Genomic DNA, 11,693 nt, shown 5'->3' with positions numbered 1-11,693 from the left:
CCGCCCGTTCGGCTGTCCGGTGCGTCTGCTTGCTGGTCGCCGACTCGCATGCCGGGCAGGCCCGGTGCGCCCGTCGGCTCGGTTGTCCCGCGCACCCGCCTGTTCGACTTCGGCTGTCCGGTGAGCCCACTAGCCGTCGCCGGCTACCCGGCAGGCTCGGCGTGTCCGGTGATTCCGCCTCGACGGCCGTCCGGCGCGACGCCGACTCGGCACGCCCGGTATCCCGCCCTCCATGGCCGCGGTAACCCGCATGGAGGAGCGACCGGGAAGCTGCTTGCATGGCCCGTCCGGTATCCCCGCCTACTCGGCCGCGCGGTCACCCGCATGCCGGCGCGCCCAGGAATCTGTCCCCACGGCACGCCGGGCACCCCGCCTGTTCGCCGTGCCCGGTGCCCGCATGCTGGGCGGCCCCGCAGCGAGTGCGCCTGCTGGGCGCGCCCGCAATGGTCGCGCCGGCTCGGCGGGCCCGCGTCGATCGGGACTGCTGGGCGGGCCGGGGGTTTCCGGTTACTCGGCCGCCCCGTACATCCGGTCACCCGCGTCGCCCAGGCCCGGGACGATGTAGCCGTGGTCGTTGAGGCGTTCGTCGACCGAGGCGGTCACGACCGTCACCGGGGTGCCGGCCAGCTCGCGCTCCATCAGCTCGACGCCCTCGGGCGCGGCCAGCAGGACCACGGCCGTCACGTCGTCGGCGCCGCGCTTGATGAGCTCCTGGATCGCCGCGACCAGGGTGCCGCCGGTCGCCAGCATCGGGTCCAGCACGTACACCTGGCGGCCGGAGAGGTCCTCGGGCATGCGGGTGGCGTACGTGGAGGCCTCGAGCGTCTCCTCGTTGCGGATCATGCCCAGGAAGCCCACCTCGGCGGTCGGCAGCAGCCGGACCATGCCGTCCAGCATGCCGAGGCCGGCCCGCAGGATCGGCACGACCAGCGGGCGCGGGTGGGAGAGCTTGACGCCGGTGGTCGCGGCGACGGGGGTGGAGATGTCGACCTGTGCGGTGCGCACGTCGCGCGTGGCCTCGTAGGCGAGCAGGGTGACCAGCTCGTCGGCGAGGCGACGGAAGGTCGGCGAGTCGGTGCGGCGGTCGCGCAGCGTGGTGAGCTTGTGGGCGACCAGAGGGTGGTCGACGACGTGGAGACGCATGGGCACAACAGTAACCGCGCTTCGTTGCCGCCACTGCCTGGCGTCAAACCGGCCATCCGGGGGAAGGTGAGAGGGACGGATAGGGGTGGTGTGCCTATGCCTGACCTGCCAGAGCTGCCCGAACACGCGTCCCGGCCGGACGCGGGCGCGCAGGAGAACGACGCCGAGCGGAGGCGGCGCCGGGCGAGGTTCCTGCGGGAACTCGCCGAAGCCAGAGAACTGCGTGACCGCGTCCAGCCGCGCCGCGCCAAGGCGGCCCGGTTGCGCCACGCGATGCGCATGCGAACGTTCCGCTGGTAGCCACCGCCACCCGCCGAGGGCCGGGAAGAACCGCGCCACGCGCGGTCGTTGCCGGGGTGGGCGCACCTGGCCCCGGTCGAAAGCCGCGTACGATCCGCTGGTGGCGGCAACGAGTGTGCCGGTGAGCCGTTCGCGGACGTGCGATCAAAACAGCCGGACACAGCGGGCCGAAGACGTCCCCTGAGCGCCTTGTTTCTGCCACGATTCCGAGTGGGTGGGGCTCGGAGCCCGAGCGCTCCCCGCCCGCAGCCTCCGCCGGGGGGACCCCCAACCGGCACGCCTAAGACCAGTGGGAGAGTCACGGTGTACTTCGCCGCACTGCTCGCGCGCACCGAAGACGGGTGGGAAGCGAGCGACACAGAGCTCGACGACGTGGAGACCCTGTCGGATCTGGCTGACCTGGCCCGGGAAGCCTCTCCCGACGACGACACGGTCCTCGTCCTCATCGAGCAGGAGGACGCCTGGTTCGGCGTCGTCCGCATCGATGGTGAGGACGACCCTCGGATCTACGTCTCGGACGCCGCCGCAGCAGCCCGCAGCAGCTACGGCGAGATCCTGCTCACCGACGAACTGCTCGGCCGGGATCCCGCCGACGACGGCAACGACCTGGACGCCCTCGACCTCGACGGCACCGAGGACGGTGAGCCCGACGAGGACGGCGACGACGGCGAGGAGGACGGCGGTGCCGCCGAGGCCGTGCCGCACGGGCCGGTCGGCGACGCCGGCGTCCTCGACGACCTGGGCGTCAGCGAGAAGGAGTTGCTGTCGCTGTCGGCCGACGCCGTCACCGAGATCGCCGACGCCCTGGGTGCCTCGGAGACGCTGGAGACCGTCCGCTGACCCCGTCCGATCCCCGTACGGCCCCGGATCCGGTGCGCGACCCCTGGCGGGCCGCGATGCGGCTCGCCCTCGACGAGGCCGGGCAGGCGGTCCGGGGCGGTGACGTCCCCGTCGGCGCGGTCGTCCTCGCCGCCGACGGTACGACGGTGCTCGCCGCCGGGCACAACGAACGCGAGGCCACCGGCGATCCGACCGCGCACGCCGAGGTCCTCGCGATCCGGCGGGCCGCCGCCGGGCTGGGCGAATGGCGGCTCACCGGCTGCACGCTGGTGGTGACCCTGGAGCCGTGCACGATGTGTGCGGGCGCGCTCGTGCAGTCCCGGGTGGACCGGGTCGTCTACGGCGCCCGCGACGACAAGGCCGGCGCCGCCGGCTCCCTCTGGGACGTCGTACGCGACCGCCGCCTCAACCACCGCCCCGAGGTGATCGAGGGCGTGCTCGCCGAGGAGTGCGCAGGGCTGCTCACCGACTTCTTCCGAAACCGCTGACGGCACCGCGCCGACCGCGCGAAGGCCTTGTGGCTGCCGTGCTCCGGGGCCGCCGGAAACGGATTTCGGAGCATGCCCCACCTTGCTGTAAGGTCTCCCTCGGTAGCGTGTCCGAGCGGCCGAAGGAGCTCGCCTCGAAAGCGAGTGTGGCGTAACCCGTCACCGAGGGTTCAAATCCCTCCGCTACCGCTCGTAGCCGAAAGGGCGGTCCCGTTGGGACCGCCCTTTCGTGGTCTACCGCTCACCCCGGCTCAGCCGATGCGGACGTCCTTCTCCACCGTGACCTGGTCGATGTCCGTCGTGCGGACGGTGATCCTCATGGTCCAGACGCCGGGCAGCGGGAGCCGGAGCTCGTCCGTGTCCCAGTAGCCGCCCCGGTTCTCCAACTCGGCGTCGATCGGGCCCACGTCCTGCGCACGCAGGGTGAAGCTCAGGCTCAGCTCGGGAACCGTGACGATGCCGCCGTCGGGGCCGAAGACGATGGCCTGCACCCGGTTCTGCCCCACTCGCCCAGGGGCGAGGTCGAGCTGCACCTTGCCGCGGCCGTTCGCGGTGCCCACGTCGAAGGGCACCGTACTGCTGGCTGCGGTGGGCCCGTCGGCGCCGGTGGATGCCTGCGCCGCCGCGGCCTCGGTGGCGGCGCGGCCGGGTACCGCGACGGTGAGGAGGGTGGTGATCATCAGCACCAGCACGCCGGTGACGAACTCGGCCAGGACGGAGCGGCGCAGGGCACGGCGGTGGCGGTCGGGACCGGGGTCCTGTTCCTGATCCTGCCCGGCGGGGTGCCCGCCGGCGTCACCGTGCGCGGCCTCGGCGGCGCCGGACATGCCGGTCAGCGGCTCCACCGGTTCGATCGCGGCCCCGCCCGCGCCCACCGTCTCCAGCACCCGCGCCCCGGCCTCCGCCCGCGCCGGTTCGGCCGCCGCCCAGCGATGTGTCCAGCGGCGGGAGAAGCCCGCCGCCGCCAGCAGCACGGCCACCGCGGCCACCTTGGCCACCAGGAAGCGGCCGTACGTCGTACCGGTGAGGGCCTCCCAGGAGCCGAGGCCCCGCCAGGACTGGTAGACGCCGGTGACGGTGAGGACGGCCACCGAGGCGAGGGCCAGCCGGGAGAAGCGGGCGACGGCGGCGGACGTGAGGTCGTGCGGGGTGCGGTGGAGGACGACGAGCAGGGCCGTGAGCCCGCCCAGCCAGACCGCCATGGCCAGCAGATGGAGCACGGACGACGTCATCGCCACCGGTACCTGGATGCCGGCGGAGGCGTGCTCGGCGGCGGCCCAGGTCAGGGCCAGCGCGACGCAGAGCGCGATGCCGGCGACGGGGTGCGCGGTACGGCCCGCCGAGCGGCGTACCAGGACCAGGGCTGCCCCCAGAAGGGCCAGCCGGGCCAGGAGCGCCAGGCCGGGCCGGGTGGTGAGGGTGGCGCCCAGGACGGCCGGGTCGAGGGCGTCCGTGAGGCCGGTGCCGCGTTCGTAGGGGCCGCGCAGGAGCAGCAGGGCGACCGTGGAGATCACCAGGGTCAGCCAGGCGGCGGGAAGGAGCCGGCGCAGGGCGGCGGCCGGGCCGCCGAGGACGGCGGACATGAAGACGGTGACGCCGATGAGCAGGGCGAGGGCGCCGTACGCGGCGTAGCGGGCGATGTTGTGGAGCGCGGCGGTCGCCGGGTCCTCGGCCGGGGCGGTCACCGCGGCGGTCGTCGCCGACGGTTCGCCGACCGAGAAGATGAACGCGCCCGAGACCGGGTGACTGTCCGCCGAGACGACGCGCCAGGCCACGGTGTACGTGCCGTCCGCCAGATCGGCCGGAAGGCCGACGCGGACGGTGTCGGCGCGGTTGCCCGGGTGCGCGGCCTCGCCCGTGTCGACGCTGCGGTTCTTCGGGTCGATGACCCGGACCGAGCCGTCCATGAGACCGACGGACTCGGTGAAGGTCAGGGTGATGTGGCGGGGGGCGGCGTCGAGGACCGCTCCGTCGCGGGGCGCGGTGTCGCCGAGCGCGCTGTGCGCGGAGGCGGGTGAGGCGCCGCCGAGGAGGACCAGGGCGAGCGCCGCGACCAGCAGCAGCGGCCGGCGAAGTCGCCGGAGGACCCCGGATGGAGCGGGTGCGCCGCGCCCGTCGCCGTGCCGTGCCCCGCCGTCGCGCATCCCCATCGCTTCTCCGTCGTCGGATCTGCTCCCGGGATACGTACGGATGCGGCGGCCACTGTGCTCATTCCGGGACCGGCACGGCTACGGCGTCCGCCGACGCGGCCACCGGGGAGGCGTCCGGATGCGGCGGCCGGCGTGGGGCACCGGAGCAGTCCGGGCAGGGCACCCTGGTGGTCACCCGGAGTTGTCACCACGTGGGGCGTGCTGAGATCCCGCCGTCCACCACCAGGTCGTGACCCGTCACCCAGGACGCCAGCGGCGAGGCCAGGAAGACGCACGCGTCGCCGATGTCCTGCGCGCGGCCCAGCCGGCCGAGCGGCACCGCGCGATGCCAGCGCTCCACGCCCTCCGGCCAGGCCTCCGCCAGGCCCTCCCGGTCGATCAGTCCGGGCGAGACGGTGTTGACGCGGATACCGTGACGCCCGTACTCCAGCGCCGCCGACCGGGCGTGCATGACGACCGCCGCCTTGGAGGCGCAGTAGTGCGCGTGCGCGGGTGCCGGTGCGCTCGCCTCGATGGAGGCGAGGTGCGTGACCGAACCCCCTTCGCCGCGTTCCCTCATGACCTCGACGGCCGCCTGCGTGCACGCGAACACGCTGGTGAGGTTGGTGTCCACGACCGTCCGCCAGTCGGCGGCGGTCATCCCGGCGAGTTCCTGCACCGGCTGCACGGCGGCGTTGTTGACCAGCGCGGTCAGCCGTCCACCACCGAACTCGGCGGCCTCGCGCACCACCCGCCGGCACTCGTCCTCGTCGTTCAGGTCGGCCCGCAGGACGACGGCCCGGCCGCCCAGGTCCCGCACCTGGCCGGCCACTTCACGCGCCTGCTCCACCGACGTACGGCAGTGCACGGCGACCGCCGCGCCCTGCTCCGCGAAGCGCAGGGCGATGCCCCGGCCGATTCCGCCGCCGGCGCCCGTGACGAGGGCGACCTGGCCCTCCAGCAGCCTCATGTCCGGCACAGTTCCACGATCCGGTCGGCCAGGTCCGGGTAGCGGGCGGTCAGGTCGGCGGCGTCGCCGTGCTCGTAGCCCTCGAAGGTGAAGCCGGGCGCCATCGTGCAGCCGAGGAACGTCCAGGCGCCGCCCTCGGCGACCCGCCCGCCCATCCAGGTGCCGGCCGGCACGGTGAACTGCGGGTGCTGGCCGCCGAGCACGTCCGGTCCGAGGACGATCGTGCGGGAGGTGCCGTCGGGGGCGAGGAGCAGCAGCTCCAGCGGATCGCCGAGGTAGAAGTGCCAGACCTCGTCGGTGGGCAGGCGGTGCAGGGCGGAGTGGTCGTCCCGCTGGAGCAGGGCGACGATCGCGGTGCCCTCCGGGCGCCCGTCGGGGCGGTCCGGTCCGGCCCAGGTCTGCCGGAACAGGCCGCCCTCGCGCGGGAGCGGCTCCAGGGCGTAGTGCGCGACGAGGTCTTCGGGAGTCACGCGGGGAAGGCTACCGGCCTGGCGAGGAAGGCCAGTTGAGCGTGCTTCTCGGGCAGGTGCACGTCGGGCAGGTTCACCTCCGGCAGTACGACCTTCGGACCGGACACGAACCCCAGTCGCAGGAAGCGCTCGATCGCCTTGCCGTTGCGCACGTCCGGGTCGACCACGACGCGCTGCCGGTCCAGGCCGAGCCACACGTACGAGGAAACGGCGTGCATCAGCGCCGCCGTCCAGCCGATGCGGGCCCCGCCGGGTCCGGCCGGTGCCAGCATCAGGTGGACGCCGATGTCGCCGGGTTCGGGGTCGTAGCACTCGCTGACCCGGTCCGCCTCCGGCTCGTACGTCTGGAACAGCGCGGCCGGCTCGCCGTCCTTCACCACCAGGTACGCGTGATGGGTGTCGAGGGTGTCCAGGTGGGCGTAGATGCCGGCCACCTCGTCCCGGGTGAGCCCGTTCATGCCCCAGAAGGCGGCCCGCTCCTGGCTCACCCAGCCGTGGATCACCTCGGCGTCGCCCTTCGCGTCGAGGGGCAGCAGCCGTACGGTGCCGAAGCCGTCGATCACCTGTTCGTGGACGGCGGTGCGGTCGGCGTACGGGTCAGTCATCGTCGTTCTCCTTCGTCAGACGGGCCCAGTCGGTGACGACCGGGACGAGCTCTCCCCTGGTCCACAGCGGGAGTTGGTCGCGGTGATGCGCGGAGCCGGGCACGCCGGACGCGCCCAGTGGCACCACCCACAGGCTGTCGTCACGCCGGGCCAGGTCCCAGACGTAACGGGCGGCCGGGCCGCGCGCCGCGAGGTCGGTGAGGCCGGGGACGGCCGAGGTGCACAGCACGCAGTCGTGGTCGCCGGACAGGGCCGGTTCGGCGTTCGTCTTCGTGGCGTACGGCGTGCCGGGCAACGCCCGCCACGGGGCCAGACGGTGGGTGTCGCCCCAGGTGCGGACCATCCCGGTGCCCGCCACCTCCTCCAGCGCCGCCCGGACGATCGCCGGGCGGTCGATGCCGTACAGCTCCTCGGCCGTCAGCAGGTTCTCCAGGGCGAAGGCGATCCGTGCGGTGAGTCCGAGCCAGGGGAGGAGGACCTCCGGGTAGGCGGGCGGCTCGGTGAGCGGGCCGAACGCCGGGTGGGCGGCGAGGCGGCGGACGACGGCGCCGCGCACGGCCGCGTAGCCGGCGGCCGGCTCGCTCGTGGCGTCCATGCGGCGGTCCCAGCGCAGCAGCCGGTCGCGCAGGGCGGCGGCCTCGGGGGACAGGCCGTCGAGGGCGGCGAGCAGGCCGAGGAGGGGCGCGGCGGAGGCGAGGTGGGTGTCCATGTGGAGGGTGGGCATGTCGGCCGCCGACCACCGGTCCTTCTCGTCGAGCAGCGCGGCGATGCGCCGGGCGCGGTGCGGCGGGGCGAACTCGACGCCGAGCGGGGCGGACGGGCCGCGCTGGTTGGCCATCACCGCGATGCCGTCGGTCAGGCCCGCGCGGGGCATCTCGTGCCAGCCGCGCCACTCGTGGCCGGGCTCCCAGGCGGGCACGAGCCGGACCTTGTTCGCCTCGGACCGGACCGGCACCCGGCCCGCCACCCGGTGCAGGGTGCCGCCCCGGGTGTCGGCGGCCTGCACGACGTTGACCGGCTCCACCCAGCTGTCGAAGGCGCGGTCGACGTCGGCGACCGTACGGGCCCGCAGCAGCGGGAGCAGGGTGGCGAAGCCGGCCTCGGCGAGGACCCGGGGCGGGTGACGGAGGCTGAGGGCGAGAGGGGGCTCGGGGCCGTCCGGGAGGAGCGTGCCGTCGTCCAGGCCCTCGGGCCCGCCGGCGATCACCGGCCCCCGTGCCGTCTCGATGACCTCGACCGGCACCGGCTCCGCCCCGCGCACCTCGACGAACTCGGTCTGGCGGTGGGCGCGTTCCCACCGCCCGTCCGGGCCGAGTGCCTCTACTCCCGCGCCCGTCCGGCGCAGCCGCTCCCGGTACAGGTCCTGGTAGTCGGCCATGGCGTTGGTGATGGCCCAGGCGACCGCGCCGGTGTGGCCGAAGTGGGCGATGCCCGGGACGCCGGGCACGGCGAGGCCCACGACGTCGAACTCCGGGCAGCTCAGGCGTATCTGCTGGTAGACGCCCGGCTCCTCGATGAAGCGGTGCGGGTCTCCGGCGATCACCGCCTGTCCGGTGACGGTCCGCTCTCCGGCGGCCAGCCAGCCGTTGCTGCCGGAGGTGCCGGGACCGTCCGTGGCGAACAGCGCCACCGCCTCGGGCCCCAGACGCCGTATCACCTCCTCGCGCCAGAGCTTCGCCGGGAACCCCGCGAACAGGATGTGCGTGGAGATCCAGACGGCGAGCGGGGCCCAGGGCTCCCAGTGGCCGGGGGCAAGCCCCGCGCCGGCGAACTCCGGGGTGCGGCGGGCGCCTTCCGCCAGACCCTCGTTGACGCCGTCGACGTAGGCCCGGACCCAGTCGGCCGTCTCGGGGTCCAGGGAGTTGAAGGAACGTTTCGCCGTATCGGCCAGGCGCGCCCGTCTCGCGAGCACGTCCCAGGGCGCAGCGGCCGTACCGAGGAAGGAGGCCGAGGTGCCCCCGGCCCGGTGGCGTTCGACCTCCAGCTGCCAGGCGCGGTCGAGCGCCGTGACCCGGCCCTGGGCGCGGGCGAGTTCACGTGCGTCGGTGGCGCGCAGGTGGGGGATGCCCCAGGCGTCGCGGTAGATCTCGATGGTCACCTGGACATCACCCTGTCATTCCTTCGGTGCTTTAGGTTAGGCTTCCCTAAGTAAGTCGTGGCGGAATGGTACGTGAAATGTGAAGGAGTGCCATGGGGCAGGGGCACGGTTGGCAGGGTGCGGTCCTGAAGCTGATGGGCGCGAAGGACTTCGTCCTCACCGTCACCGGCGCCGAGGACGTCACACCGGACTACCGGCGGGTTCACTTCACCGGCGGAGGCCTGCTCACGGCCAACGGCATCCACCCCACGATGTGGGTCCGGCTGTGGTTCGACAACGCGGGCAAGCCGCACCAGCGGGCGTACACGCTGGTCGACGCGGACCCCGAGACCAGCACCTTCAGCCTGGAGTTCGCACTCCACGAGGGGTGCGCCAGCGACTGGGCGCGGGCGGCGAAGGAAGGCGACACCATCGAGGCGACGGTCCAGGGCACGGGCTTCCAGCATCCCCGGCCCGAGCCCTCGCACGTCTTCGCGATGGGCGACCCTGCCTCGCTGCCCGCGCTCAACTCCCTCCTCGACGCCCTCGGTTCGGCACCGGCGACGATCTGGTTCGAGGGCGAGCTGGACGGCCTTCCGTGCCACGCCGACCCCGACAGGCACGAGATACGCCGGTTGCCCCGCCCCGGCATGGTCGACGAGGTACGGGCCACGCTGCCGTCGCTCCTGGCGGCCACCCCTGACCCGTACGTCTGGATCGCCTGCGACACCGCGACGACCCGGGCCCTGGCCACGTACGTCCGCAAGGACCTCTCCGTCCCCAAGGAGCGGATGCACGCGCTGGGGTACTGGCGGGCCACCTGACACAGGGTGAGCCGCCCCACGGGGAGGTGCCGGTCGGTGAGTCGAGGTACCGGCAGGTGAGGGGAGACGCCGGTCGGTGAAACGCACTGCGGGAAGCGGCGGCCGGCGGTTCCGTGACGGAACGGGGCGGCGCGTGGCGGTACAGGAGCCCCGGTGCGCGGGACCTGACGCCGCCGGCCGGACGGACGGGACGCGGACTCAGCGTGCCGCGCCGCCCGCCCGCGCCGGTAACGGTTCAGATGTGAGGTGCGCGCGCCGGCCTGCCGTGCGCGCCCCCCACGTCGAGGGCGGGCCGCGAGGGAGCTGAGCCATGCCCGAGCTGCCGGACGTCGAGGCCTACCGGAAAGTGTTCCAGTCCTGCGCGTCGGGCAGGGTCGTCCGGCGTGTCGAGGTCCGGGACGCGGGCGTCCTGCACGGCGTGAGCGCGCGGCGGCTGCGCGAGGCGCTGGAGGGCCGCAGGTTCACCGGGCTCGAACGGCACGGCAAATGGCTCCTCGCCCGCACCGGGGGCGGCCTCACCCTCATGCTGCACTTCGGCATGACCGGCCGGCTGGTCTGCGAGCATCCGGACGCCCCCGCCGAACCCCACGACCGCGTCCTGCTCACCGTGAGCCGCGACCGCCAGCTCCGCTTCCGCGACCAGCGCAAACTCCAGGGACTGTGGCTGGCTGATGGCTCTGTACGCGAGATCGGACAGCACGTGTTCACCAGATCGGGAGTCACCCGGTCCGCTCTCTCGAATCGAAATACTCACGAGTTCGGACAGCACGGGCACGTGTGAGCAGGGCCGACGTGGTGGCTTAGTGTCTCCGCCATGACCAGAACCACGCCGCCGCGCCCCGTGCACGTCGAGGAGCTCTTCTCGAAGCTGCGGGCGTATCGGGGGATGACGACGCGCCTGCACCCGCGCCCGGGGCGTCCGGACGCGTCGGTCAGCTCGGTCGGCGGTCCTCTGCTGTGGCCGGCCGACGAACCGTGGCCGGTCTGCATCGAGCCGCACAAACGCAGCCGCGGGCACCGCATCGCGGACATCCGTCGCGGGCGTCAGGTGCTCTCGGATGCCTGGGCCCGTGACCGGCCCACCGACGAGGAACGGGTCCTACTCAAGGAACTGGGCCGCAGGCACCGGGACCCGGACGTCGCCGACACCGATCCGATCCCGCTGGTCGGTCTGGTCCAGCTGTACCGGCGGGACGTGCCCGGCCTCTTGCCGGGCCCGGACGGCTGCGACCTGCTCCAGGTGCTCTGGTGCCCGTTCGAGGCGCATGGCCCGACCCGCTACGGCCTGTCCCTGCACGTACGCTGGCGCCGTTCCGACCGGGTCGCCGTGGCGCTGAACGCTCCGCCGCAGCCGACGCTGGTCGGCTTCGAGGGCTCGGTCGCCGAGCCATGCGTACTGCACCCCGAGCAGGTCGTCACCTACCCGTACGCCGGATCGCTGCCGGCCAGGCTGGGCGCCAAAATCGACGCCTGGGAGGAGCGCCAGGAACAGAAGGCGGAGAAGTACGGGCTGGACGACGAGCTGGTCACTTACCACCACGACCTGTCGATTCCGCCGGGTTGCCGGGTGGGGGGCTTTCCGTCCTGGCACACGACTGACCCGCATCCGATGAACTGCGAGGACTGTGCCGCCCCCATGGTGCTGCTGCTGACCATCGACAGCATTGAGTGGGACGGCGGTAGTGGCAGCTGGATGCCCGCCGAGGAGCGCGATGTCGCGGATCACCTGCGCGAGCCCCGCCCCACGCAGCTCACGATCGGCCGAGACGGACTGCTGAACATCTTCGCCTGCCCCACCGAGCCCGGGCACCCACACCGATGGAGCATCCAATAGGCGGGACAGAGCT

At 73.4% G+C, this 11,693-nt stretch carries 11 protein-coding genes, 1 tRNA gene and 1 pseudogene; 7 read left to right on the top strand and 6 right to left on the bottom strand.

The window, feature by feature from the left end; genetic code table 11:
- Positions 1-507: 507 nt before the first annotated feature.
- Complete coding sequence (gene upp / locus ACIHCM_RS04630) at positions 508-1,143, bottom strand: uracil phosphoribosyltransferase (protein WP_393113913.1); 636 nt, start codon at positions 1,141-1,143, stop codon at positions 508-510.
- Between the two features lie 96 nt (positions 1,144-1,239).
- On the opposite strand from upp, the gene ACIHCM_RS04625 reads away from it, so the two are divergent.
- The 4 genes from ACIHCM_RS04625 to ACIHCM_RS04610 all read left to right on the top strand — a co-directional run bounded on the left by ACIHCM_RS04625 (position 1,240) and on the right by ACIHCM_RS04610 (position 2,960).
- Positions 1,240-1,443, top strand: a complete 204-nt coding sequence (locus ACIHCM_RS04625) for a hypothetical protein (RefSeq protein WP_399889033.1) — start codon at positions 1,240-1,242, stop codon at positions 1,441-1,443.
- 303 nt (positions 1,444-1,746) lie between these two features.
- On the top strand, positions 1,747-2,283 hold the full coding sequence (locus ACIHCM_RS04620; protein WP_399889030.1) for a hypothetical protein: 537 nt from the start codon (positions 1,747-1,749) through the stop codon (positions 2,281-2,283).
- Between the two features lie 56 nt (positions 2,284-2,339).
- Entirely contained in the window at positions 2,340-2,771 is a 432-nt protein-coding gene (gene tadA, locus ACIHCM_RS04615; RefSeq protein ID WP_399890526.1) for a tRNA adenosine(34) deaminase TadA, read from the top strand.
- A 101-nt stretch (positions 2,772-2,872) separates the two neighbouring features.
- Positions 2,873-2,960, top strand: a tRNA-Ser gene (locus ACIHCM_RS04610).
- 62 nt (positions 2,961-3,022) lie between these two features.
- Here the strand turns inward: ACIHCM_RS04610 and ACIHCM_RS04605 are convergent.
- The 5 genes from ACIHCM_RS04605 to ACIHCM_RS04585 form a co-directional block, all read right to left on the bottom strand.
- Positions 3,023-4,921, bottom strand: a complete 1,899-nt coding sequence (locus ACIHCM_RS04605; RefSeq protein ID WP_399889027.1) for a copper resistance CopC/CopD family protein — start codon at positions 4,919-4,921, stop codon at positions 3,023-3,025.
- A gap of 184 nt (positions 4,922-5,105) precedes the next feature.
- Positions 5,106-5,870: an SDR family NAD(P)-dependent oxidoreductase gene (locus tag ACIHCM_RS04600; protein ID WP_399889023.1), complete on the bottom strand. Its 765-nt coding sequence runs from the start codon at positions 5,868-5,870 to the stop codon at positions 5,106-5,108.
- Positions 5,867-6,340, bottom strand: coding sequence for a cupin domain-containing protein (locus tag ACIHCM_RS04595; protein WP_399889020.1), 474 nt, complete (start codon positions 6,338-6,340; stop codon positions 5,867-5,869). Before ACIHCM_RS04595 ends, ACIHCM_RS04600 begins: the two co-directional genes overlap by 4 nt.
- Positions 6,337-6,945 carry a GNAT family N-acetyltransferase gene (locus ACIHCM_RS04590; RefSeq protein WP_399889016.1) on the bottom strand — a complete coding sequence of 203 codons (609 nt, stop codon included), beginning with the start codon at positions 6,943-6,945 and terminating at the stop codon, positions 6,337-6,339. Before ACIHCM_RS04590 ends, ACIHCM_RS04595 begins: the two co-directional genes overlap by 4 nt.
- A complete protein-coding gene (locus ACIHCM_RS04585) occupies positions 6,938-9,043 on the bottom strand; it encodes a penicillin acylase family protein (RefSeq protein ID WP_399889013.1) in 2,106 nt (701 codons plus the stop codon). The genes ACIHCM_RS04590 and ACIHCM_RS04585 overlap by 8 nt, the downstream gene beginning before the upstream one ends.
- A 92-nt stretch (positions 9,044-9,135) precedes the next feature.
- On the opposite strand from ACIHCM_RS04585, the gene ACIHCM_RS04580 reads away from it, so the two are divergent.
- The 3 genes and pseudogenes from ACIHCM_RS04580 to ACIHCM_RS04570 all read left to right on the top strand — a co-directional run bounded on the left by ACIHCM_RS04580 (position 9,136) and on the right by ACIHCM_RS04570 (position 11,680).
- Positions 9,136-9,846, top strand: a complete 711-nt coding sequence (locus tag ACIHCM_RS04580) for a siderophore-interacting protein (protein WP_399889010.1) — start codon at positions 9,136-9,138, stop codon at positions 9,844-9,846.
- 310 nt (positions 9,847-10,156) lie between these two features.
- Positions 10,157-10,519, top strand: a pseudogene (locus tag ACIHCM_RS04575) (DNA-formamidopyrimidine glycosylase family protein); the annotation flags it as partial.
- Between the two features lie 141 nt (positions 10,520-10,660).
- Complete coding sequence (locus tag ACIHCM_RS04570; protein WP_399889007.1) at positions 10,661-11,680, top strand: hypothetical protein; 1,020 nt, start codon at positions 10,661-10,663, stop codon at positions 11,678-11,680.
- Positions 11,681-11,693 lie beyond the last annotated feature (13 nt).

It is taken from the genome of Streptomyces sp. NPDC052023 (genome assembly GCF_044548465.1).
In the GTDB taxonomy this organism is placed as follows: domain Bacteria; phylum Actinomycetota; class Actinomycetes; order Streptomycetales; family Streptomycetaceae; genus Streptomyces.
This window is presented reverse-complemented; position numbering and strand designations above follow the sequence as displayed.